We start from the raw sequence: 23249 nt of genomic DNA, 5'->3' as shown, positions 1-23249 counted from the left end.
AGGCAGCCCCGGACTGCCTGGCAATCCTCGTGCGCAACAGTTCCAGAGGTACGGACCATGTTCGAACTCGACGCATTTCACCTCGCCAGAATCCAGTTCGCTTTTACCGTCTCGTTTCATATTCTTTTCCCGGCGATCACCATCGGTCTTGCCAGCTATCTGGTGGTGCTCGAAGGGATGTGGCTTCGCACCAAAAATGAGGTGTGGCGCTCGCTGTACCATTTCTGGCTAAAGATATTTGCCGTTAACTTCGGTATGGGGGTCGTTTCCGGTCTGGTCATGGCCTATCAGTTCGGCACTAACTGGAGCGGATTCTCACAGTTTGCCGGCAGTATCACCGGCCCCCTCCTGACCTATGAAGTCTTAACCGCCTTCTTCCTCGAAGCCGGTTTTCTTGGCGTGATGCTGTTCGGCTGGAACAAGGTCGGCCCGGGCCTGCACTTTTTCTCGACCTGTATGGTCGCGCTGGGTACGCTGATGTCCACCTTCTGGATCCTCGCCTCCAACAGCTGGATGCACACGCCCCAGGGGTTCAGTATTCAGAACGGTCAGGTCATTCCGGAGGATTGGCTGGCCATCATTTTTAACCCCTCCTTCCCTTACCGTCTCATTCACATGGCTATCGCCGCGTTCCTGAGCAGCGCGCTGTTTGTGGGAGCGTCGGGCGCATGGCATCTGCTGCGCGGTAACGACACGCCCGCGATACGCACCATGTTTTCCATGGCGATGTGGATGGCCCTGCTGGTCGCGCCCATTCAGGCCATCGTCGGTGATATGCATGGCCTGAATACCCTCGAACATCAGCCAGCCAAAATTGCTGCCATCGAAGGTCACTGGGAGAACCCGCCAGGCGAAGCGACACCGCTGCTGCTGTTTGGCCTGCCGGATATGGAGCAGGAGCGCACCCGCTACGCGCTGGAAATTCCTGCCCTTGGCAGTCTGATTCTGACCCACAGCCTGGATAAACAGGTCCCGGCACTGAAAGACTTCCCGAAAGAAGATCGCCCGAACTCACCGATTGTTTTCTGGTCATTCCGCATTATGGTCGGCATGGGTCTGCTGATGATCACGCTGGGTCTGGTCAGCGTCTGGCTACGCTATCGCCATCGACTCTACCAGTCGCGGCCCTTCCACTGGTTCGCGCTGTGCATGGGACCGGCGGGCCTACTGGCGCTGCTGGCCGGCTGGGTCACCACCGAAGTGGGTCGTCAGCCGTGGGTGGTGTATGGCTATCTGCGCACGATCGACGCGGTCTCGCTGCACAGCACGCTGCAGATGAGCATTAGCCTGCTGGCCTTCTTTGTGGTCTATTCGTCGGTGTTTGGCGTGGGCTACGTCTACCTGATTCGGCTTATCAAGAAAGGTCCGCAGCCCGTTGATACCTTGACGTCAAATACCTCGGGCACCCCTGCCCGTCCGCTGTCTGCCGCTGAGTCTGTTCCGGAACAGGAGAGAAACTGATGGGCGTCGATATCTCAGTTATCTGGTTTGCTATCATCGTATTCGCCACGCTGATGTATATCATCATGGATGGCTTTGATTTGGGCATCGGGCTGCTTTTTAACTTCGTGGGCGATGCCAGAGAGCGTGACGTAATGGTCAACAGCGTGGCACCGGTGTGGGACGGCAACGAGACCTGGCTGGTGCTCGGTGGTGCGGGGTTATTCGGCGCGTTTCCGCTGGCCTATGCGGTGATTATCGATGCGCTGACCATCCCTCTTACCGCCATGTTAATTGGCCTTATCTTTCGCGGCGTGGCCTTTGAGTTCCGCTTTAAGGCAACGCCTTCGCACCGCAAATTCTGGGACTACGCCTTCGCCGGCGGCTCTTTGCTTGCCACCTTCACCCAGGGGGTGGTGGTGGGAGCAGTGATTAACGGCTTTGACGTTGAGGGCCGGCGTTTTGTCGGCTCCGCCCTTGACTGGTTAACGCCCTTCAATCTTTTCTGCGGCATCGGGCTGGTAGTGGCCTACACCCTGCTCGGTACTACGTGGCTTATCATGAAAAGTGAAGGCGCGTTGCAAAACCGCATGCGTGAGCTGACCCGGCACGTGCTGCTGGCGCTGGTGGTGGTGATCGCGGTGGTGAGTATCTGGACGCCACTCGGCTGGCAGTACGTTGCCTACCGCTGGTTTACCTTCCCCAACTTCATCTGGTTCCTGCCGGTTCCCCTGCTGGTAGGCGTGTTTAGCCTGTGGATCTGGCGACTGACGCGCAACCCGGCCAGCCACTCGCGTCCCTTCCTGCTGACCCTTGGGCTGATCTTCCTCGGATTTAGCGGTCTGGGAATTAGCCTGTGGCCTAACATTATTCCGCCGCACATTACCCTGTGGGAGGCTGCGGCACCACCGGCCAGCCAGCTGTTTATGCTGGTCGGAACGTTACTGATTATTCCGGTGATTCTGGTGTACACCGCCTGGAGCTACTACGTTTTCCGGGGCAAAGTTTCCGACACGGAAGGTTATCACTGAGGTGAACTATGGCAGACTGGCATACCCGAGCCATTATTTATCAGATTGATACTGCACTCTTTTATGATTTAAACGGCGATGGTTGCGGGGACATCGCCGGGATTGGCGCAAAGCTGCGCTACATTCGCCGCATGGGGGCGACGGTTATCTGGATCACCCCTTTCTACCTCACCCCGTTTCTGGATGAAGGCTACGACGTCAGCGACCATCTGCAGGTTGATCCTCGCTTCGGAAAGCTGGCCGACATTATCGCCTTTATTGAACAGGCCCGGGAGCTGGGTATGCAGGTCATTATTGAGCTGTTGATTCAGCACACCTCGGACGCCCATCCCTGGTTTCAGCAGGCGCGCCGCAACCCAACTTCACCTTTTCGTGACTATTACATCTGGTCGGATAATAACGAGGACGATACCTCCCCGATGTTTCCCGGCGTGGAAGAGAGCGTCTGGACATGGGATGACGAGGCCGGGCAATACTACCGACATATGTTCTATCACCACGAGCCCGACCTGAATCTGAGCTGCCCCGCGCTGCTCAACGAGATCGAAAATATTATCCTCTTCTGGCTCAAGCTCGGGGTGTCGGGATTTCGCCTCGATGCCGCAACGCACCTGACCGCGCAGGCAGGCGGCGGTGACGAGAAAAAGGGGTTATGGATCCTGGAGCATATGCGCCGCCTTATTGAAGCACGTAATCCGGAAGCGATCCTGCTCGGTGAGGTGGACGTCGACGTGGAGGCGTATAAAGACTATTTCGGCGAAAATAACCGTCTGAATCTGGTGCTGAATTTCTGGCTCAATAAGTATTTCTACGTCAGCCTTGCCAGGAAAAGCGCCCGACCGCTGCGCAATGCCATAAGGAAGATGATTGTCCCGCCTGACTCGTGCTGCTTTGCCAACTGGCTGCGCAACCACGATGAGTTAGATCTGGAAGGGATTGGTAAAAAAGAGAAACAGATTGTGGTCGACACCTTCGCCCCTTACGAAGAGATGAACGTCTACCAGCGCGGGATACGACGCCGTCTGGCACCGATGTTAAAGGGCGATCAAAAACGGCTGGCGTTCTGCCACGCGGTGCTCTTCTCACTCCCAGGCGTGCCGGTCATGCGCTACGGCGATGAGATTGGCATGGGTGATGATCTGACGCTGGAAGAGCGCTATGCCGTGCGAACGCCAATGCAGTGGGCGGGGTCAGAAGGCGGTGGCTTTTCAGCAGCGGATCCTGAGCGGTTTATCGCCCCAATCATCGATCGCGGTCCCTGGCGTTATCAGAAAATCAACGTGGCCGATTCCCTGCTGCACCGCAATTCCCTGCTGCACCGGATCATCGACATGGCCAATACGCGCTCTGAATTTCCGGAGATTGCTGTCGCACCGTTTCGTCTCATCAATATTGATGATGACGCGGTACTGGGCATTTATTACGAGGCCGAAGCGCGCAGTATCCTGACCTTCGTTAACTTTAGCGACAAGTCGGTCCAGTTTACCGCCCGCGGGATCCGTCACGCCACCTGGACCGCCTGCCTGGCGGATAAACGCTATGACGACGCGTTAGTCTGTGGCAAAACCGTCCAGCTTACCCTCAGCGGCTACGGCTATCGCTGGTTCTGGACTAACCGTAGCGCGCTGTGCTGATTACCTTTTACGCCGGGTCATGAGCCGCGTCAGCACAACGCCCGCCACCGCGAGGGAGCCTAACAGGACTTTCCCGGGCACACCTGACGTGATCGCCGTGGCGCGGTTTTTCGCTTCCGGGGTAAAACGCCCATGGATTTTGTGCAGGTCGTTGACCGGCTGGTCGAGATAATCCTGGCGATCCCGGTCATTCAGATCGTCAGTCATCTGACCTTCCCAGGCCTTCTTCACCATTAGCCGGTCCAGGAAACCCGGGAAGAGGAATTGTCCGACGATCGACTGAATGGTACTGCTGCCCACCCACAGTTCGCGCACCGGTTTTTGCGCGACCTTAAAAATCGCGCTCGCGGCAACTTCAGGCTCAAACACTGGCGGAACCGGACGCATAGCCCAGGCGAATTTGTTTCTTGCCCAGTCAAACTGCGGTGTATTCAGCCCCGGCATCTGCACCATTGAAAGCTGCACCCGGCTGTTCTCATGCATCAGTTCCGTGCGCACCGCATCGGTGAATCCCCGAATCGCCGCTTTGGCGCCGCAGTAGGCCGATTGTAACGGGATCGAGCGGTAGGCCAGCGCGGACCCGACCTGAATAATCACGCCGCGATCGCGTGGCACCATCAATTCCAGCGCGGCGCGGGTTCCGTTTACGAAGCCAAGATAGGTCACGTCAGTGACGCGGCGAAATTCATCGGGCGTCAGGGTACGAAACGGTGCCAGCACCGCACCCATCGCATTGTTAACCCACACATCAATCGCGCCGAGGCGATATTCAATCTCGTTTGCCGCGTCCACCACCGCCTGGCTGTCGGCGACATCCGCCTGTACCGCACAGGCTTTGACGCCAAATCGCGTTAACTCCTCCTGGGTCGAGTGCAGGCTTGTCTCATCGCGGGCAATAATGCCCACATCGTAGCCTGCCTTTGCGAAGTGCAGCGCCGTTGCCTTTCCCACACCCGCCGTACCGCCGGTAATGACAATCACAGCCATAGAACCTCCGCGTTAATTTACTCGTTATCCCAGCCGGATAATCTGGTCACTAATTCAGACAATGAATATTGCACCGCCTTCTCAACCACATCCTGGCAGTCGCCGGAAAACAGGACGGTACGGGTTTCCGTGTGTCCGCGAAGGTTCCAGGCGAAGCAAACGGTCCCTGCCGCCGTGCCATCGTCGCCCCCTTCTGGCCCGGCATAACCACTGATGGCAATACTGACATCCGCCTGGGCAATCTCCAGAATCCGGGCGGCCATTTCGGTTACCGTCGGTTCACTCACGGCCGTATACCGTTCAAGGGTCTCAGGACGCACGCCCAGAATGCGCTCTTTTGCGCCGTCACTGAACACGACCAGGCCGACATCATAAAATTCGGCCGTGTTCTCTTCAGCACAAAGGGCGACGGAGAGTTTTCCGCCGGTGCAGGATTCTGCCGTGGTTAAGCGAAGCCCTAAGTCTGTCAATTTGCTCGCCACTTTTTTGGTCAGTTCGGCGACGGTATAATTGTTATCATGGTGAAGGTTGCTCATTTCGTGGCCTCTTACTTCTCAAAAGGAATGATTGAAATATGTCCATTGCGCTCAAGAATGGCATATTTAATTTCACTCAGCTGCGTAACACCATTATTCTGGCGTGCCGATACCAGAATATCATCACAGGAAACGTCGACTTTTTTGAGTTTATCTGCTAACGGCACGCCGTTCTCAACCAATATCACCGGAGTACCATCAAGAATATTTTCTACCGGTGAGAAATATTTTTTCATTATCCCAAAGATAATATCCACTACCACCAGCGTGGTAATGGTAATCATTGCGCCGGTGACCGAAAAATCTTCCCCGAGCAGCGCCTGTTGCGTTGCCTCACTGATAATTAACAGGAGAATCAGATCAAAGCTGGTCATCTGCAGCAAAGCGCGCCGTCCGGCAACTTTAAATACCACGACGAGGAACAGATAAATAGCCAGCGCACGAAAGACCATATCCATATCAGCCTCCTACGGGTAAATAAATTGCCAGAAAGGGATTTCCGGCTCGTTGTTTATGCGAACGACATTGTTCCATTTACCTGCGCGTGCAGGGGTCGTGAAAAGTAAGACAGAGAAGTTGTCGGACATTTTCAGGTTGTTATAAACAAAAAAGAGTGTATTCCCGCGACTGAACATGCTGTCCGGTTGCGGCCAAACGCTTCCTGGCTCGTAAACATCGTTGCTCTCGCTGGTCACACTCAGGGTGTATTTCCCTTCTGTTCTGACCGGGAATGAAAGGTGGATCTTCGACTCCGTCTGGCGTCGGCCAAAGCGCTCGTAGTTGATGGTCAGCGACTTTGCCGAGTTTGTTCTTTGCGTATCACTCACCACTCCGCTTGAAAAGAAGCCCGCTATCGCCGCAACGATAATGGCCAGCAGGACAATAAAACCCACCTGACGAAATCCATATTCAAACGTCAGCAATCGGTAATTCTCATCTATCCCAGGTAGCTTATCACTTTGACGCTTCATGGCGGCTATCACCGTTTCGCTTATTAACCGATATTTTTGATTTCAAAAGCGAATGTTTTTAAGACTTATCACATTTGCCACATAAAGGAATAGCAACAATACTTAATAAGTCAAGACACACAAAATGAAGGATATCAGATGAAATTATCGCTTATTTCCGCTTTTTTGATATTTCTGGTACCGACCGCATGGGCAGATAATAACGGCGGGTTACAAAAAGGTGAAGCACCGCCACCGCCGCACGCACTGGATAGCGGTTATCGTGGAACCGATGATGCACGAATTATGACCATCGATCATGCAAAAGAAATGCATGATGGTGCGACTATTTCATTACGCGGAAACCTTATTGACGGTAGCGGCGATAAGTTTGTATTCCAGGATAAAACCGGAAAAATAGACGTTATTATTCCCCAGGCAGTATTCGACGGCAGAACAGTAAAACCCGATCAGATGATCAGTATCAACGGATCGCTTGATAAGAAATCATCGCCGCCTGTCGTGCGCGTCGATCATTTGCAGAAATAATTCAGCGAAGCGTTAACGCTGCAACTATCCATCAAATCTCACCCCTTGGCTTAAGGAGTCAGCTATGAGTGATACTACACAACGTCAGAACGCTTACCCGCAACCCCCTTTCCCGGAGCAACCGCAAACGCCGCCGGGACTGGCATCAGAAATGCAACCCGTACCCGACCACGGGGAAACGAGCTATAAAGGGCATGGCCGCCTTGCCGGCAAGAAAGCATTGATCACCGGAGGTGACTCCGGTATTGGTCGCGCAGTCGCGATCGCTTACGCCCGTGAAGGGGCTGACGTCGCAATTAACTATCTGCCTGAAGAAGAGAAAGACGCGGTTGACGTCATTGAGCTTATCAAAGCGGAAGGACGCATTGCCGTCGCGCTGCCGGGTGACATCCGTGATGAGACGTTCTGCCAGAATCTGGTAGAAGAGGCGGTGGCCAAACTGGGGGGACTGGACATTCTGGTGAATAACGCTGGTCGTCAGCAATACCGGGAATCCCTTGAAGAGCTCACCACGGAAGATTTTGACGCGACCTTCAAAACCAATGTCTATGCGCCTTTCTGGATAACCAAAGCGGCGCTGCGCCATCTGAAACCGTCGGCCTCTATCATTAATACCTCCTCCGTCCAGGCGGTTAAGCCCAGCCCTGTGCTGCTGGATTATGCCCAGACAAAAGCCTGTCTGGCGGTGTTCACCAAATCCTTAGCGAAACAGCTTGGTCCAAAAGGAATACGCGTCAACGCGGTTGCCCCGGGTCCTTACTGGACGGTGCTGCAATCCAGCGGCGGCCAGCCGATGGAAAAAGTGAAAGAGTTTGGTGGTGATACCCCGCTGGGGCGTCCGGGTCAACCTGTTGAAATCGCACCGCTCTATGTCACGCTGGCCTCGGATGAATGTTCATTTACCTCCGGTCAGGTATGGTGCTCTGACGGCGGTGATGGCGTGATTTAACCCGGCTATACACTGACGTAACGCTCTCAATGTGCTCGAAAAGAACAAGGACGTTCTTCCTCTCCCTCCTGCCAAAAAACATGTTGTAACTCAAACAGATCAAATGTTAAAAATATTTTGCTATCAAGTTATCAAAATTAAACAACTTAGCTTGTCACCCGCATCGCTCTGTTTTTAACATCGCCTATGGAAAAAAATGGTCTGTTCAGTCAGCGCATACGCTTGCGCCATTTGCATACATTTGTGGCCGTCGCTCAACAGGGAACGCTGGGGCGAGCGGCTGAAACTCTCAACCTAAGCCAGCCTGCGCTCTCCAAAACGCTGAACGAGCTGGAACAACTCACCGGAACCCGTCTCTTCGACCGCGGTCGGCTGGGGGCACAACTCACCCTCGTGGGTGAACAATTTCTTACGCACGCCGTCAAGGTTCTCGATGCGCTGAATACTGCCGGACAGTCGCTCAACCGCAAAGAGGAGCACGCCACGGAGATTGTGCGCGTGGGTGCCCTGCCAACGGCGGCGCTCGGCATTCTGCCTCCGGTCATTGGACAGTTCCACAAACATCAGCGGCATACCACTATTCAGGTTGCCACCATGAATAACACTATGCTGCTCGCCGGGCTAAAATCCGGCGAACTGGATCTCGGTATCGGGCGCATGTCCGACCCCGAGCTTATGGGCGGGCTTAACTACGAGCTGTTGTTCCTGGAATCCCTGAAGCTGGTCGTGCGTCCCGGCCACCCCCTGCTGCAGGATACGGTGACGTTAAGCCGCGTGATGGAGTGGCCGGTGGTGGTATCCCCAAAAGGCACCGTTCCGCGTCAGAACGCCGAGACACTGCTGCAGATGCAGGGCTGCTCACTGCCTTCAGGTTGCATCGAAACGCTGTCGGCCTCGCTTTCGCGCCAGCTTACGGTGGATTATGACTACGTCTGGTTCGTTCCCTCCGGCGCGGTGAAAGATGATCTTCGCCAGGGCACGCTTACCGCACTGCCGGTAACGTCGCCAGGTGCGGGCGAACCTATCGGTATATTAACCCGCGTGGATACCCCGCTCTCCCCGGGTGCGCAGACGCTGCTCAGCGCCATCCGCAAATCCATGCCTGCCTGAGACGCCTTTACAACTTCAACCACTAACCCGTCCTGTCGACGGGTTTTTTGTTTCTGTGGTCAAAAAATGCGAAATCATCCATTAACAATTGCGTAAAACAATTTAACAGTTTTATCATAGCCGCGAATTCACCAAATGGTTCGCATGCTATTTGTTAAACAGGAATTCAACCGCACATAATGCGGATAAACCGTATAAAACCTCATCCCCCTCCGCGATTATTACCCAATTGGTACATATTCGGCACCGTTCCGCAACGCGGGGGATTTAAAGGAGACAGAAATGGCATTTGGCAGCGCGCCACGTGGGATACCCCGTATCCTGCAGTGGCTCCTTGCCGGACTGATGACGCTCATCGGTCTGGCTGTTGGCGGCTTAGGTTTAAAGCTTGTTACCGTAGGCGGAAGTGGGTACTTCCTGATCATGGGCGTGGCGATGGTGATTGCCGCCGTCCTGATTTTCATCAACCGCGCCAGCGGGATCGTCCTCTATGGCATCGCGTTTATCGCCTCGCTGTTCTGGGCCGTCAGCGATGCCGGATGGGATTTCTGGCCGCTCTTCTCGCGCCTCTTTACGTTTGCCGTGCTGGCCTTCCTCTGTGCCATCGTCTGGCCGTTTATGCGCGCAGCAAACCACAACGCCCCGAACAAAGCACCGGCGTTTGGCGTCGCGGCCGTTCTGGCGGTCGTGATGCTGGTGAGCCTCGGCTGGATGTTCAAGCCGCAAACGCTGGTGGCGGCGAATGAGCCGGTACCGGTAAAACCGGTCGCACCAGGTCAGGAGCAGAAAAACTGGGCGCACTGGGGCAATACCACCCACGGTGACCGCTTCGCCGCCCTCGATCAAATTAACAAACAAAACGTGAACGATCTGAAGGTGGCCTGGATTGCCCACACGGGGGATATTCCTCAGAGCAACGGCTCCGGTGCGGAAGATCAGAACACCCCATTGCAAATTGGCGACACGCTGTATGTCTGTACGCCGTACAGTAAAGTCCTGGCGCTGGACGTCGACTCCGGTAAAGAGAAATGGCGTTACGACGCGAAAGCCTCGGCACCGAACTGGCAGCGTTGCCGCGGTCTGGGTTATTTTGAAGACCACAGCAGCGTGACAACGTCACAGGCAGATGCACAGCCTGCGGCCTGCCCTCGTCGTCTGTTCCTGCCGACCACCGATGCGCGACTGATAGCCATCAATGCGGATAACGGCAAAGTCTGTGAAGACTTTGGCGATCGTGGCACCGTTGACCTGAGCATCGGGATGGGGGAAATCAAGCCGGGCTACTATCAGCAGACCTCCACGCCGCTGGTCGCGGGGAATGTGGTGGTGGTCGGCGGTCGTATCGCGGATAACTTCTCCACCGGTGAACCGCCGGGCATCGTGCGTGCGTATGACGTTCATACCGGTAAGCTGGCATGGGCATGGGATCCGGGTAATCCGCAACTGACCGGCCTCCCACCGGAAGGACAGACCTATACACGCGGCACGCCGAACGTCTGGTCTGCCATGTCTTACGATGCAAAACTGAACCTGATCTATCTGCCAACCGGCAACGCCACGCCAGATTTCTGGGCGGGTGAGCGTACGGCGCTGGATGACAAGTACAGCTCCTCCATCGTGGCGGTGGACGCCGCCACCGGTCAGGTGCGCTGGCATTTCCAGACCACCCACCACGACCTGTGGGACTTTGATCTCCCTTCCCAGCCGCTGCTGTACGATTTACCCGACGGTAAAGGTGGCACCACGCCGGTGCTGGTGCAGACCAGCAAGCAGGGCATGATCTTTATGCTCAACCGCGAAACCGGCAAGCCCGTGGCGAAAGTCGAAGAGCGCCCGGTACCGGCCGGTAACGTTGAAGGTGAACGTTACTCCCCGACCCAACCGTACTCTGTTGGCATGCCGATGATTGGCAACCAGACGCTGACCGAATCGGATATGTGGGGGGCGACGCCAGTAGACCTGCTGCTGTGCCGCATTCAGTTTAAAGAGATGCGTCACCAGGGCGTCTTCACCCCACCGGGTCTCGACCGTTCCCTGCAGTTCCCGGGCTCCCTTGGCGGGATGAACTGGGGCAGCGTCTCAATCGACCCGAACAACAGCCTGATGTTCGTTAACGATATGCGCCTGGGCCTGGCAAACTACATGGTACCGCGTGCCAACGTGGCGAAAAACGCCAGCGGCATTGAGATGGGTATTGTGCCTATGGACGGTACACCGTTCGGGGCTATGCGTGAACGCTTCCTGTCGCCGTTGGGCATTCCGTGTCAGAAGCCACCGTTTGGCACCATGTCAGCCGTTGACCTGAAATCAGGCAAGCTGGTGTGGCAGGTTCCGGTTGGTACGGTGGAAGATACTGGCCCGCTTGGCATTCGCATGCATATGCCGATCCCAATCGGTATGCCGACCCTGGGCGCGTCCCTCGCTACCCAGTCCGGTTTGCTGTTCTTTGCCGGCACTCAGGATTTCTACCTGCGCGCGTTTGATACCGCCACCGGGAAAGAGATCTGGAAAGACCGTCTGCCGGTCGGTAGCCAGTCCGGACCGATGACCTATGTTTCACCGAAAACCGGTAAACAGTACATCATCATCAACGCGGGGGGTGCCCGTCAGTCGCCGGATCGCGGTGATTACGTGATTGCCTACGCGCTGCCGGATAAGCAGTAACGCAATAAAAAAGGGACCTGACGGTCCCTTTTTTTTTCACCCGTTTACCCCGGACGACTCAGAACGTTTCCCAGTTATCACCCGACACCGCAGGCGCAGGACGTAAAGGTGCGTTTTTCACCGCTGGCGCAGACGAGACTGAACGGCCAGGCTTTGCGCCACTCAGACGAAATGCCCCGACAGCCTCGGTCAGACGCGCGCCCTGTTCTTCCAGGGAGGCCGCCGCCGCAGAGGCTTCTTCCACCAGCGAGGCGTTCTGCTGCGTCACTTTGTCCATCTCCGAAATCGCCTGGCTGACCTGCTCGATACCGCGGCTCTGTTCGTCGGAGGCGGCGGCAATTTCCAGCATAATATCGGTGACGCGTTTCACCGCATCGACGATGTCGTTCATGGTGTTGCCCGCGGCGACCACTTCACCCGAACCCTGATCGATCAGGGAAACCGACTCGTTGATCAAGCTTTCAATCTCTTTCGCGGCATTTGCACTTCGGCTCGCCAGGGTACGCACTTCGCTTGCCACCACCGCAAAGCCGCGTCCTTGTTCACCCGCACGCGCTGCTTCTACTGCCGCATTGAGCGCCAGGATATTGGTCTGGAACGCAATGCTGTTAATCACCGCAGTAATCTCAGAGATCTTCTTCGAACTGGTGGAGATATTGCTCATCGTTTTCACCACGCCGGAGACCATCTGGCCGCCACGGCTGGCTTTACCGGAGGCATCTTCCGCCAGCTTGCTGGCATGGTGCGCGTTATCGGCATTCTGTTTCACCGTCGCGGTCAGCTGTTCCATACTTGCGGCAGTCTGCTCAATGGCGGCCGCCTGCTGTTCGGTACGGGATGAGAGATCGGTGTTGCCAGCCGAGATTTCACTGGTTCCGCGATAGATCTCTTCCGCCCCCTGGCGTACGGTGCCAACCGTGGTCTCCAGCGAGTGCTGCATGGTTTGCAGGTCGCGCGTCAGTCGGCCAATTTCGCTGCGCCCGGCGACATCATCCGGCATCGTCAGGTCGCCTTTCGCAATGTTCTCGATTCGGGTGGCAGCACGCTGAAGCGGATTGATGACCGTGCGGCGCAGCACGATAAAGGTCAGCGCAGTCAGCACCAGCGCCAGGGCAAACGCCCCGACCATAAACATCAGGCCCAGTTGCGTGCGGCTGTGCGCCTGCGCCGTCAGGGCATTGGCCCGGTCGGTACGGATCTTAATCGCCTTCAGCAGGACGGCGTTATAGGCGTCATCCAGCGGGCGCGCGGATTCGTTTTCATGGTTAATGATCGCTTCAAACATGCCGTTTTTGGCAAATTTAACCATCGGCTGAAGGCCCGCGATATAGGCGTCAAAGCGTGTTTTCAGTTCGGCATCCAGCGCTTCATCCTCCGCCGTACGAACGGGGCGGTTCATGTACGCATTAAAGCCATCCTGAGACTGCTTAATACGTTTTTCCGCCTCGCTGATGTTCTGCTTCATTGCATCCATCTCGGCGATACGGCTGGCCGCGCCAGCGTGGATCATATTGATACGCGCGGTGCGAAGATGGTTAGAACTGTTCGACAGCCCCATACGCACCTGAATTTCTGATGTGACATCCTGCTGATCGGCGTCTGCCTGCAGCAGGAAATAGCCCGCCAGACCTGAGCTCAAGGCGAACAGCAAAATAATGCCACCGAGAATGGAGGAAAACAGCGGAACCAGCCTGATATGATGCAAAAAGCTCAGCGTGCGCTGCGCCTGCATCGTTGTTGTGTTGTCCATGACCGTCGACTCTCTTGTAGGTAAGATGCGTAAAAACACGCCTGTAAAATAGTCATCGGCACGGCTAGAGATTAGCTTACGGCTAAAAGCGCAAGGCAGGTCACACTTTAGAGAAGATTATGCAGGAAACGCCAGCGGCAAAAAAACCGCTGGCAGAAGAGTTACTTGTCGCCGAAGTGAATCACGGTACGGATGGACTTACCTTCGTGCATCAAATCGAACGCGTCGTTGATTTGCTCCAGCGGCAGGCGATGGGTAATGAACGGGTCGAGCTGAATTTTCCCGACCATTGCATCTTCCACCATGCCCGGAAGCTGGGTGCGCCCTTTCACGCCGCCAAACGCTGAACCACGCCACACACGGCCGGTCACCAGCTGGAATGGACGGGTTTTGATCTCCTGGCCCGCACCGGCAACGCCAATGATGATGCTCTCACCCCAGCCTTTGTGGCAGCATTCAAGCGCGGAGCGCATCACGTTAACGTTACCGATACATTCGAAGCTGAAGTCAACGCCGCCATCGGTCATCTCAACGATCACATCCTGAACCGGCTTATCGTAGTCTTTCGGGTTCACGAAATCAGTGGCACCCATTTCGCCTGCCAGTGTGAATTTCTCCGGGTTAGTATCGACAGCGATAATACGACCCGCCTTCGCCTGCACCGCCCCCTGGATAACCGCCAGACCGATACCGCCCAGACCGAACACCGCAACGGTGTCGCCCTCTTTCACTTTTGCGGTGTTATGCACCGCGCCAATCCCGGTGGTCACGCCGCAGCCCAGCAGGCAAACCTTATCCAGCGGCGCCTGTGGGTTCACTTTCGCCAGCGAAATTTCCGCGCACACGGTGTATTCGCTGAAGGTACTGGTGCCCATGTAGTGATAGATCGGCTCACCGTTATAGGAGAAGCGAGTGGTACCGTCTGGCATCAGACCTTTACCCTGAGTAGCGCGAACCGCCTGGCAGAGGTTAGTTTTGCCGGATTTACAGAACTTACACTCACCACATTCTGCCGTGTACAGCGGAATCACATGGTCACCCGGTTTCAGGCTGGTCACGCCCTCGCCGACTTCCACCACAATCCCGCCGCCTTCGTGGCCGAGTACCGCCGGGAACACGCCTTCAGGATCGTCACCCGAAAGGGTAAACGCATCGGTATGACACACGCCGGTATGGGTAATTTTGATCAGGACTTCGCCTTTCTTCGGCGGAGCCACGTCGATTTCAACGATTTTGAGCGGCTGGCCGGGGCCAAATGCGACAGCAGCGCGAGATTTCATAATGTCTCTTCCCTTATTGTGAGGTCTGTGGGTTTATTTTAGATAAGAGCGCAGCAAATGGCCGACTTCTGCCATGCGAACGGCCCGCTGGTCCGGCGTTGTCTCCCCGGTCACCAGCTCATCTTTGAGGTGAATTTCAACCATTTCGCCCATCAGCCCATTCGCAGCGCCGCGCACGGCGGCAATTTGCTGCAGGATGGACAGACAGGGGTCGCCCGATTCCAGTGCACGCTCAAGAGCATCAACCTGCCCTCGAATGCGGCGGACGCGCGTCAGAATACGTTTTTTATCTGCGGGTGAATGCGGCATACGCCCTCCTGATACTATAGGGGGGTATTGTATCTTTGAAAGCAGCTTTATGTAAACATTAGGTTTGACGTGGTTATCGTGTAGTTAGCTGAGGGGGTAAAAGGCTCTTTCGGACATAAAGTAACTTTATACTCATTCCATTACCTATTTTTCTAAAATATTCAGTAGTTTACATCTCTACACCCACTTATTCTTAGCCAATTGATAGGTACAACGTCGCACCAGGCACGAGAGCCCTGTGGCTGAGCAAACAAGGGACTGTAGCCATCACATCCCGCGCATTCATCACAATAAAAAAGGCCACCTAATGGCAGCCCTGGTCGCTAGGTATTTATCAATATCGTTTCATGGTGCCGACTGGCGTCCTTTCTGACCAATCAGGCCTCTCGCCAGCCATGATCGCACGCTGTTGGGATGGCGTCACAGACTGGGTTATCTCTGGCATAGCCTTGTATTCAGGTTTTTGAGGTGGGCTGAGAACCAGATCGGAACTACAACCTGTCAGCAAAAAAATCGCAAGAAGAGAGGAATTAAACTTGTGCACTCTATACCCTTCCAATGGGATAAAAAATGAAAAGAAAGAATCGTGGTGTCGGGTGCATCCCAGTGACTCTCCCCTGGTAAGCAAAAACGCGTGTATACCTGCGGACAGCAGTAGTCCGAAACGCCCTCTCGTCAAAGAGGATTCACCACAGAAATAAATTATGTCGAATTTATTCCTTCGGTCAATGCATGATTGCTGTGAGTCGTCGCAGGATCGGGGGAATATGAGGTGACGTGATCGGAGCCATAGAAAAGAAACGTGTATGTTTACGTTCGCCGAGGTTTGACCTGAACGTTCACTTTCTTCGATTACGGGACTACAATTCAATAAATTTCATTCACATAGAGTTGATACGATGAGCACAACCCCCTTTATCCGCCCTCAACTTACCCTGCCAGACGGTGCCAACAAACTGCTGCTGCACTCCTGCTGCGCCCCCTGCTCGGGAGAAGTGATGGAGGCCATCCAGGCCTCGGGAATTGATTACACCATATTTTTCTATAACCCCAATATTCATCCACAAAAGGAATACCTCATCCGTAAGGAGGAGAATATTCGCTTTGCGGAAAAACACGGCGTGCCGTTTGTCGATGCCGATTACGACACCGATAACTGGTTTGAACGCGCTAAGGGCATGGAATGGGAACCCGAGCGCGGTATCCGCTGCACCATGTGCTTCGATATGCGTTTCGAACGCACAGCGTTGTATGCGGCAGAAAATGGTTTTCGCGTCATCAGTAGTTCATTAGGGATCTCCCGCTGGAAGAATATGCAGCAGATAAATGACTGCGGCCAGCGTGCGGCAGCGCGCTATCCGGGGATGGTCTACTGGGACTACAACTGGCGCAAACAGGGCGGTTCCTCGCGCATGATTGAGATAAGCAAGCGGGAACAGTTTTACCAGCAGGAATATTGCGGGTGCGTGTATTCGCTCAGGGACAGTAACCTGCACCGCAAGTCTCAGGGCCGCCCGCTTATCCGGATTGGGAAACTGTATTACGGTCAGGATGAGAATGAGAAATAAAAGGTTTATGGCATAGAGATATATCCGAAAACAGGAGGATTTTGTGCCAAATTCCGCCCTGCTTCCCTTAAAACGCAAAAGAGAGGCTATCCTTATACTATCAACACAAGGAGGCAAAAATGACTGATTTCAATACTGATAAAAATACACAGTTTGCAGAAGACAAAGCGAAAAATAAACTCGATGAACTGGCAGGCTCAGCCCAGCAGCAGTTTGGCGATTTCGTTGACTCCCCTAAGCATCAGGTTAAAGGTGCTGCCAAGAAATATGCCGCACAGGCCAGCGACGCCGTTTCCGATGTCACTGAAGCGGTGAGAAACAATCCCCTGACGGGTTTAATTGCTGCGGGGGCGGTAGGTATTGTTCTCGGCCTGTTACTGGGTCGAAAATAAATAAAGGCCCTTCGGGGCTTTATTTTTGCGCTTTAGCTAAACAATCTGACCATGCGATCTAATTCGTCTTCTTTCACCGCTCGCGACAGATAATAGCCCTGAAAGCTTTTAACCCCAAGGGCAACTAACTTCTCAAACTTCTCTTCGCTATCCACCCCTTCAGCAATACAATCCGTGCCTGTCATATCGCTGTATATCTGTATCGCTTTAATAAGATTATAATCGTTGTCATTCGCCACAAAATGCTCGACGATATCCCGGTCAAGCTTTAATCCATCAAAATGCACCTGCCTTACCGGGAACATGGTTTGATGGTTGGAAAAGCAGTCATCGAGAAACAGCCGGCACCCGGTATTGCGTAAACGCCGCATGGTTTCTGGGATCGTCCTATCTTTGGTCACATCAATCTCTTCGGCAAATTCAAAGACCAGTTTGTCGGCCCACTGCGGATTGAGCAGCATCGCCACAGCCTTTTTGGCCATGTCGGGAAGTGCATTCCCCGAGGCAAGTCGCGGGGGGATATTGACGGAAAAATAATATTTACCGTTATATTTATTAATACCCGACACCGCAGCATGAATCACTAGCGCAGTAATTTTTAGCCATATTTCCTGGCTTGAAATATCAGTAAGAAAATTAACTGGTTTGATAATTCTACCATTATTATTCCAGCGAATGAGTATCTCAAACCCCACCCCTTTCTTATACCGATCGGTTATGATCTAATACGCAGGGAATATCTCTCTTTTTAGCAATGCATTATAAACCGCCGTCTCTTTGGCAGAGAGACTTTCTTTTTGCGTTAACCGTTCCGTGCTGCCTTCCATTCTTAAGGCATGCGGATCTTTCAGCCAGCGTCGGATCTGGTGTAATTTTTTCACCCCTTCCTTACGATGGGTATAAACCGTTTTATTAGACAGCCCCATTTTTTCACACTGCTCTTTTACTGACATTCCGCGATAAAAATTTAATAAAACACTTACCTCTCTTTCGGTTAAACCTTTTACGTTTTCCTGATAAGACACCCCCCAGTATTGGTCACGCAATGAACGTGAGTTATCCTTAAATACGTCATTATGCATACGAAAACAGGTCATAACATCAGACACGCTGGCTATACGAATCAATGAAAGCTGGAAAGTATTATTTAAAAGATTCCCCAGCGTTCGATACAGCCAGCCATCCGGCATTTCCCCGTACAGGGTTACCTTTCGAATAACAGGAAGTTTATTTAGCACGCAAGCGAGTCGCTTCAGGCTCTCCAGCAGAGAGACCACACCTTTGCCGAGAAACACCGAGATTTGAGCGTTTTGACTGCTAAGGATATTTTCCAGATCCTGCCGGGAAGGTTCATCCCCCTCAAAACGAACGTGCGAAGCGTCTATACCGTACTGTTTGAGTAACAGACTGTACCCCTGAAATGTGAAATGGCAGGTTGAGATGACAAATTTTTGCTCATAAAAAGCAGCATTTCTGAAAGAAATATTTTGGGTCATAACCTGCTCCTGGGCACAAAAACATATATCCCATTTGTGAATGTAACAAAATATAAAAAACCCTGTTGTTGATAATAATTTTACAGTACACCATCAGGTTAAGAAACCGTTATCAACGTGACTAACGAGAACATCTTTGTGTTAATCACCGCCTGTATCCATATGCAGTATAAATATAAAATTCGCATCAAATAATAACGGTAAATATGTCAATCTCAAGGTATAATGAAAAATCCGAAAGAAGACTGGATACTTCATCTATCGGCTCATTCATATAAGAGACAAACGCTATGGATAATCATATCTCATCCAGGGCCTTGCTACATCGAAGGGATGTCATTAAAAACAATCCGCGATTCAGTGAGGCAATAACAGAGCACTACACCATTAATGACGCCATCTACAAAAAACAACCTTTGTTCTACAAAACGATGCTTCAGGAATCACGGTTCAACATTATTCTTTCCATGTGTTGTTTTATCTTTGGAAATCAGGCTGAGTCAGTATCAGAAATTAAAGAATTATGCTCCCGTTATAAAATTGCCAGCCCCAACAGTGTGATTGCGATCATCACCTTGCTCAGAACCACCGGGCGCATCAAGACCTGGCGCTGCAGTGAAGACAGACGCAAAACGAGAATCGCACCGACTGAAAAGGGACTTAATGAACTTAAACGCTACATGTCCGGCGCATTTTTGCCGGTAAGTATTCTTTTCCCAAAGTTTAATATCAACGTTAATCTGCTGGATAACGACATCCTGCGAAATAACTTTTTCCGTCGCGCAGCGGAATACCTTTTCAGGGGGTTAACGTTCAGGAAGGTTTTGCCTGAAGTGGGATTGTTTATTGATAAAGATGGAGGGCGAATGATAATGTTATATCTTTACCTGCAGGCCATAAAAAATAAAACCGCACATGGTGCAGTAATACCTTATTCAGCCAACTTACTGGCTAAAGAATTTTTTGTTTCACGGATCCACGTCAACCGTATTATCAAATCGGCGCAAGAGGCGGGTTATCTTAAAGATCAGGGTGATGGCCAGATGTCGATTTACCCGGCGTTTATAGAACTGGTCGAAAACTATGCCGGATTATACTTCGCCTATGTGACTCACTATATCAACGTCGTTCCTAAAGAACGACGCCACGTTGTTAACGTAACGTCGACGGTATAATGTTTCTGGCGTTCGGTTTCCCGAACGCCCTTTGTTTACCGTTCCCGCAGTGCCTCTTTCGCCTTATTAAGCGGTTTCAACAGATAATCCAGAATCGTTTTACTGCCTGTTTTAATATCAACGGTCGCAATCATCCCCGGAAACACCGGGAAGGTTTTGCCTTGTTTATTGGTCAGATGGTTACTGTCAGTGCGGATATAGACCCGATAGTAATACACATCCCTTTTCACCTCATCCTGAAGCGTATCCGGCGAAATCATGGTCACCTCGCCCTCCAGCCCACCGTAAATGGAGTAGTCATAGGCGGTCACTTTCACCAGCGCTTTTTGTCCCGGATGAATAAAGGCGACATCGCGCGGCGAGATTTTCGCTTCAATTACCATCTGGTCATCAAGCGGAACCAGGCTCATCAGCTTGCCGTTTGGCGGAATCACCCCTCCCACGGTTGTCACGTCGATATCCTTAACGATCCCGCGCACCGGCGCATTGAAGGTCAGTCTGGTCAACGAATCTTCACGCCCTTTCATCACCGAACGTTGCGCTTCAATCTCCGCGTTCGCTTTCGCCAGCTCTTCACGGGCGCGAACGTAATACTGGTTTTTCATCTCGGTGATTTTGTTCTCAAGCTCATTTTTTTGACGCTCAAGACGTAACACCTCCACCTTACTGGCTGCCCCCTGCGTCACCAGCGGACGGGTTAGCGACAGCTCTCGCTGCACCAGCTCGGCCCCCTGCCGTAACCCTGCCAACCCTTTCTCAAGACTTTCGCGACGAGACTGATACAGCGCCGTTTCCTGTTTGACCAGTTCAACGTCATCATCCAGCTCTGCCGGAAAAGCCAGTGCCGTGTCGTTCACTTCGGCCTTCAGACGCGAGGCGGTTGCCAGCGCGGCATTCAGGCGCGATTCACTCTCCAGCACGCTTGATTCTGTTTTCGTCCGGTCAAGCTGTGCCAGCTGCTGACCACGCTCAACGATGTCGCCTTCACGCACCAGCAAACTGTGAATAATGCCCCCCTCAAGGGACTGGATCACCTGCTCGTGCGAAGAGGGGATCACCTTGCCGCTACCGGTGGTGACCTCATCAAGGCTGAACAGGCTTGCCCAGGTGATAAATACCGCCAGCAGGGCGAACAGCGACCAGGCGACCCAGGTTGACCGCGGCAAGCGTGGCTCCTTCAGGCGGCTGTTGACGCGAGAGAAATCAGTCATGCTACGCCCTCCTCTGCTACTGGTGTCGGTTTCATGGTCACGGTACGCTGTGAGGCTTTTTGCGGCGCCATACCGTGCTGGCGAAGAATGGCGTCGCGCGGGCCATCCATGATCACCTTGCCGTTTTCCAGCACGATGATACGGTCAACCAGTTCCAGAATAGGCAGACGATGGGTCGCGACCACCAGCGTCCGGCGCTTGCCCAACCACGGTTTAAGGTGCTGGATAAACTGCTTCTCACTCATCTCGTCAAGCCAGGCGGTAGGTTCATCCAGCAACAAAATGTTTGGAGAGGTGATCAGAGCACGGGCCAGTAATAACGCCTGACGCTGCCCGCCGGACAGGCCCGCACCGCCTTCGTTGATAATGTAGTTGAGCCCCATTTTCTGTTTGCGGACAAACTCCAGCGCACCACTGTTCACCAGCGCCTGATGGATTTCATCGTCGGTGGCCAGCGGGTTGCCCATCAGAATGTTGTCCCGCACAGAGCCAAAGAACAGCCGCGCCTGCTGGCTCAGCAGCTGCATGTCACGGCGCACGTCAGCCGGGTCCAGATGGTTCAACGCGATATCATCCAGCAGAATGCTGCCCTGCTGAGGCTCCTGCATCCCTGCCAGCAGCTGCAGCAGCGTGCTTTTGCCGGAGCCGTTGCGTCCGAGCACCGCCACCCGCTCACCGGCGCGAATCTGCAGTTTGCTGATGTTCAGAACGGTGAGTTTTTCTTCATCGTCGTACCAGAACCCCACCTCTTCCAGCGCATAATCCCCCCGCAGATGGGCTTTATGCACCTTCTTGCCCTGCTGAGGATCGTCAATCGGGCGCTGCATCAGATCGTCGAGTCCTTTACGCGCCACTTTCGCCGACTGCCAGCGGGAGAGCACGCCTGAAATTTGCGACAGCGGCGCGATGGTCCGCGACGCGAGAATAGAGGTCCCCACCAGCGCACCGGTGGTCATGTCCCCGCTGATAACCAGGTAGCACCCCACCAGCAGCACCACGGCATACACAATCGACTGCACCTCCTGCGTCCAGGTCAGCAACAGCCCGGTCAGCCAGCGCTGCTTCATGCCGACGTTAGCGGCAACATCATTGGTGTTATTCCACTGATTCTGGAAGCGCTGTTCAGCGCGCATCAGCTTGATGTCTTCTATGCCCTGAACCGCTTCCACCAGCGTGGCGTTACGAATGGCGGACTCGCGCATCCCTTCGCTGGACAGTTTGCCCAGCGGGCGCTGGACCAGCAGGCCCGGGATAAGCAGCAGCGGCACGGCAAGCAGGACAACCAGTACCAGCGGACCGCCAATCATCCACAAAATGAACACAAACAGCAGGAAGAACGGCAGATCGGAGATGGCCGCAATGGTAGTGGACGTGATCAGTTCACGAACCGACTCCAGCTCGCGGATCTGGGCAATGAACGACCCGGTTGACTTAGAGCGCGCCCCGTTTTTAATCCTCAGCGCGTGTGCAAAAACGCGTTCAGAAATACGCAGGTCGGCGCGTTTACCCACCACATCCGAAATGTGCACGCGCAGCATGCGCATGATGAATTCGAAAACAATGGCGATCATCACGCCGCCAAACAGGACCCACAGCGTGGCTTCCGATTGCGAGGGCACCACCCTGTCATACACCTGCATGGAAAAGACCATGCCGGAAAGGGCCAGGACGTTAGCGACCAGCGCCACCAGCATAATATCGCTGTAGCGTCGCCAGTCCTTCAGGGCCAGCTGCCAGAACCAGTTTTTCTCATACGGTTTGATGTAATCATCCACCCGGGCATCCGGCGTGGACTCGAGCGGGCGCAGCACCAGCAGTCCAGTTAACCGTGAGCACAGCGCCTCACGCGTCAGCGTCGTCTCCAGGCCGCCGTCACCGCTGAACTGCAGGCTCACGTTGCCCTCGCTGTCCATGCGGTTAATGACCGCGATTTGCCCGCCGGTAAATTCCGCAAGCAGAGGTAAACGCCACGGGTCGAGGGAGACCGCGTCGGCCGCCACCATACGCATCCCTAACCCAAGCTGGCGTGCCATCTCTTCCAGCACCAGCTGGCGTGGAGACTGGCTTTCATGGTTAATCGTGACCCGAACATGCTCTGCCGAGAAGTCCAGCCGATAGTGCTTCGCGATGATGAGCATGCCCTGCAACCAGGGTTCGTACTGTGGATGTGTCTTCATAATGTTGTGAAATCTTTTATCGCTCTTCGTTGTAGCCACGC

At 53.8% G+C, this 23249-nt stretch carries 19 protein-coding genes and 1 pseudogene; 10 read left to right on the top strand and 10 right to left on the bottom strand.

Going from position 1 to position 23249, the window contains the following annotated elements; all coding sequences use genetic code 11:
- Positions 1-57 precede the first annotated feature (57 nt).
- From HV340_RS10735 to HV340_RS10725, 3 genes are read left to right on the top strand one after another with little or no spacing between them, the layout of a single operon-like run.
- Entirely contained in the window at positions 58-1461 is a 1404-nt protein-coding gene (locus HV340_RS10735; protein WP_014170002.1) for a cytochrome ubiquinol oxidase subunit I, read from the top strand.
- Complete coding sequence (gene cydB, locus HV340_RS10730) at positions 1461-2471, top strand: cytochrome d ubiquinol oxidase subunit II (RefSeq protein WP_181216525.1); 1011 nt, start codon at positions 1461-1463, stop codon at positions 2469-2471. The genes HV340_RS10735 and cydB overlap by 1 nt, the downstream gene beginning before the upstream one ends.
- A gap of 8 nt (positions 2472-2479) precedes the next feature.
- Positions 2480-4105, top strand: a complete 1626-nt coding sequence (locus HV340_RS10725) for an alpha-amylase family protein (RefSeq protein ID WP_181216524.1) — start codon at positions 2480-2482, stop codon at positions 4103-4105.
- Here the strand turns inward: HV340_RS10725 and HV340_RS10720 are convergent, their stop codons facing one another.
- Genes HV340_RS10720 through HV340_RS10705 form a run of 4 tightly spaced genes read right to left on the bottom strand, consistent with a single transcriptional unit; the run spans position 4106 to position 6599 of the window.
- A complete protein-coding gene (locus tag HV340_RS10720) occupies positions 4106-5092 on the bottom strand; it encodes an SDR family oxidoreductase (protein ID WP_025204235.1) in 987 nt (328 codons plus the stop codon).
- 17 nt (positions 5093-5109) lie between these two features.
- Positions 5110-5628: a 2-oxo-tetronate isomerase gene (locus tag HV340_RS10715; RefSeq protein ID WP_063924969.1), complete on the bottom strand. Its 519-nt coding sequence runs from the start codon at positions 5626-5628 to the stop codon at positions 5110-5112.
- An 11-nt stretch (positions 5629-5639) separates the two neighbouring features.
- Positions 5640-6086, bottom strand: a complete 447-nt coding sequence (locus tag HV340_RS10710; protein WP_020884195.1) for a YetF domain-containing protein — start codon at positions 6084-6086, stop codon at positions 5640-5642.
- A 9-nt stretch (positions 6087-6095) separates the two neighbouring features.
- Positions 6096-6599: a hypothetical protein gene (locus tag HV340_RS10705; RefSeq protein WP_041162595.1), complete on the bottom strand. Its 504-nt coding sequence runs from the start codon at positions 6597-6599 to the stop codon at positions 6096-6098.
- Between the two features lie 138 nt (positions 6600-6737).
- Here HV340_RS10705 and HV340_RS10700 point away from each other — a divergent pair, with 138 nt between their 5' ends.
- From HV340_RS10700 to HV340_RS10685, 4 genes are all read left to right on the top strand, one after another.
- Complete coding sequence (locus HV340_RS10700) at positions 6738-7127, top strand: YdeI family stress tolerance OB fold protein (RefSeq protein WP_014169995.1); 390 nt, start codon at positions 6738-6740, stop codon at positions 7125-7127.
- A 64-nt stretch (positions 7128-7191) separates the two neighbouring features.
- A complete protein-coding gene (locus tag HV340_RS10695; RefSeq protein WP_014169994.1) occupies positions 7192-8076 on the top strand; it encodes an SDR family oxidoreductase in 885 nt (294 codons plus the stop codon).
- Between the two features lie 186 nt (positions 8077-8262).
- Positions 8263-9186: a LysR substrate-binding domain-containing protein gene (locus tag HV340_RS10690; protein WP_014169993.1), complete on the top strand. Its 924-nt coding sequence runs from the start codon at positions 8263-8265 to the stop codon at positions 9184-9186.
- A 282-nt stretch (positions 9187-9468) separates the two neighbouring features.
- The gene (locus HV340_RS10685) at positions 9469-11850 is read left to right on the top strand and encodes a glucose/quinate/shikimate family membrane-bound PQQ-dependent dehydrogenase (RefSeq protein WP_181216523.1); all 2382 of its coding nucleotides are present in this window, start codon (positions 9469-9471) and stop codon (positions 11848-11850) included.
- Between the two features lie 58 nt (positions 11851-11908).
- Here HV340_RS10685 and HV340_RS10680 read toward each other — a convergent pair whose 3' ends face one another.
- The 3 genes from HV340_RS10680 to HV340_RS10670 all read right to left on the bottom strand — a co-directional run bounded on the left by HV340_RS10680 (position 11909) and on the right by HV340_RS10670 (position 15189).
- Positions 11909-13600 (bottom strand): methyl-accepting chemotaxis protein, encoded by a 1692-nt coding sequence (locus HV340_RS10680; protein ID WP_025204238.1) that lies wholly within the window; start codon positions 13598-13600, stop codon positions 11909-11911.
- A gap of 161 nt (positions 13601-13761) precedes the next feature.
- Positions 13762-14880: an S-(hydroxymethyl)glutathione dehydrogenase/class III alcohol dehydrogenase gene (locus HV340_RS10675; protein ID WP_014169990.1), complete on the bottom strand. Its 1119-nt coding sequence runs from the start codon at positions 14878-14880 to the stop codon at positions 13762-13764.
- Positions 14881-14913: 33 nt separating this feature from the next.
- Positions 14914-15189, bottom strand: coding sequence for a metal/formaldehyde-sensitive transcriptional repressor (locus HV340_RS10670; protein WP_063924972.1), 276 nt, complete (start codon positions 15187-15189; stop codon positions 14914-14916).
- Positions 15190-16088: 899 nt separating this feature from the next.
- On the opposite strand from HV340_RS10670, the gene HV340_RS10665 reads away from it, so the two are divergent.
- Together HV340_RS10665 and HV340_RS10660 are read left to right on the top strand one after the other, a co-directional pair.
- Entirely contained in the window at positions 16089-16757 is a 669-nt protein-coding gene (locus HV340_RS10665) for an epoxyqueuosine reductase QueH (RefSeq protein ID WP_059305507.1), read from the top strand.
- 119 nt (positions 16758-16876) lie between these two features.
- Complete coding sequence (locus tag HV340_RS10660) at positions 16877-17149, top strand: CsbD family protein (RefSeq protein WP_014169987.1); 273 nt, start codon at positions 16877-16879, stop codon at positions 17147-17149.
- Positions 17150-17181: 32 nt separating this feature from the next.
- On the opposite strand, the pseudogene HV340_RS10655 reads toward HV340_RS10660, so the two are convergent.
- A pseudogene (locus HV340_RS10655) lies at positions 17182-18645 on the bottom strand (EAL domain-containing protein).
- A gap of 290 nt (positions 18646-18935) precedes the next feature.
- On the opposite strand from HV340_RS10655, the gene HV340_RS10650 reads away from it, so the two are divergent.
- Positions 18936-19820 (top strand): MarR family transcriptional regulator, encoded by an 885-nt coding sequence (locus HV340_RS10650; protein ID WP_014169985.1) that lies wholly within the window; start codon positions 18936-18938, stop codon positions 19818-19820.
- Between the two features lie 35 nt (positions 19821-19855).
- Here HV340_RS10650 and HV340_RS10645 read toward each other — a convergent pair whose 3' ends face one another.
- The gene (locus tag HV340_RS10645) at positions 19856-21031 is read right to left on the bottom strand and encodes an HlyD family type I secretion periplasmic adaptor subunit (RefSeq protein ID WP_025204243.1); all 1176 of its coding nucleotides are present in this window, start codon (positions 21029-21031) and stop codon (positions 19856-19858) included.
- Positions 21028-23208 (bottom strand): type I secretion system permease/ATPase, encoded by a 2181-nt coding sequence (locus HV340_RS10640; RefSeq protein ID WP_020884205.1) that lies wholly within the window; start codon positions 23206-23208, stop codon positions 21028-21030. The genes HV340_RS10645 and HV340_RS10640 overlap by 4 nt, the downstream gene beginning before the upstream one ends.
- Positions 23209-23249: the final 41 nt, after the last annotated feature.

The organism is Enterobacter sp. RHBSTW-00975 (genome assembly GCF_013615235.1).
GTDB classification, from domain to species: domain Bacteria; phylum Pseudomonadota; class Gammaproteobacteria; order Enterobacterales; family Enterobacteriaceae; genus Enterobacter; species Enterobacter ludwigii.
This window is presented reverse-complemented; position numbering and strand designations above follow the sequence as displayed.

Bases quoted from the DNA above. Each gene is read 5' to 3' on its own strand.
- HV340_RS10735 (WP_014170002.1), top strand. From the start codon at position 58: ATGTTCGAACTCGACGCATTTCACCTCGCCAGAATCCAGTTCGCTTTT.
- cydB (WP_181216525.1), top strand. From the start codon at position 1,461: ATGGGCGTCGATATCTCAGTTATCTGGTTTGCTATCATCGTATTCGCC.
- HV340_RS10725 (WP_181216524.1), top strand. From the start codon at position 2,480: ATGGCAGACTGGCATACCCGAGCCATTATTTATCAGATTGATACTGCA.
- HV340_RS10720 (WP_025204235.1), bottom strand. From the start codon at position 5,092: ATGGCTGTGATTGTCATTACCGGCGGTACGGCGGGTGTGGGAAAGGCA.
- HV340_RS10715 (WP_063924969.1), bottom strand. From the start codon at position 5,628: ATGAGCAACCTTCACCATGATAACAATTATACCGTCGCCGAACTGACC.
- HV340_RS10710 (WP_020884195.1), bottom strand. From the start codon at position 6,086: ATGGATATGGTCTTTCGTGCGCTGGCTATTTATCTGTTCCTCGTCGTG.
- HV340_RS10705 (WP_041162595.1), bottom strand. From the start codon at position 6,599: ATGAAGCGTCAAAGTGATAAGCTACCTGGGATAGATGAGAATTACCGA.
- HV340_RS10700 (WP_014169995.1), top strand. From the start codon at position 6,738: ATGAAATTATCGCTTATTTCCGCTTTTTTGATATTTCTGGTACCGACC.
- HV340_RS10695 (WP_014169994.1), top strand. From the start codon at position 7,192: ATGAGTGATACTACACAACGTCAGAACGCTTACCCGCAACCCCCTTTC.
- HV340_RS10690 (WP_014169993.1), top strand. From the start codon at position 8,263: ATGGAAAAAAATGGTCTGTTCAGTCAGCGCATACGCTTGCGCCATTTG.
- HV340_RS10685 (WP_181216523.1), top strand. From the start codon at position 9,469: ATGGCATTTGGCAGCGCGCCACGTGGGATACCCCGTATCCTGCAGTGG.
- HV340_RS10680 (WP_025204238.1), bottom strand. From the start codon at position 13,600: ATGGACAACACAACAACGATGCAGGCGCAGCGCACGCTGAGCTTTTTG.
- HV340_RS10675 (WP_014169990.1), bottom strand. From the start codon at position 14,880: ATGAAATCTCGCGCTGCTGTCGCATTTGGCCCCGGCCAGCCGCTCAAA.
- HV340_RS10670 (WP_063924972.1), bottom strand. From the start codon at position 15,189: ATGCCGCATTCACCCGCAGATAAAAAACGTATTCTGACGCGCGTCCGC.
- HV340_RS10665 (WP_059305507.1), top strand. From the start codon at position 16,089: ATGAGCACAACCCCCTTTATCCGCCCTCAACTTACCCTGCCAGACGGT.
- HV340_RS10660 (WP_014169987.1), top strand. From the start codon at position 16,877: ATGACTGATTTCAATACTGATAAAAATACACAGTTTGCAGAAGACAAA.
- HV340_RS10650 (WP_014169985.1), top strand. From the start codon at position 18,936: ATGGATAATCATATCTCATCCAGGGCCTTGCTACATCGAAGGGATGTC.
- HV340_RS10645 (WP_025204243.1), bottom strand. From the start codon at position 21,031: ATGACTGATTTCTCTCGCGTCAACAGCCGCCTGAAGGAGCCACGCTTG.
- HV340_RS10640 (WP_020884205.1), bottom strand. From the start codon at position 23,208: ATGAAGACACATCCACAGTACGAACCCTGGTTGCAGGGCATGCTCATC.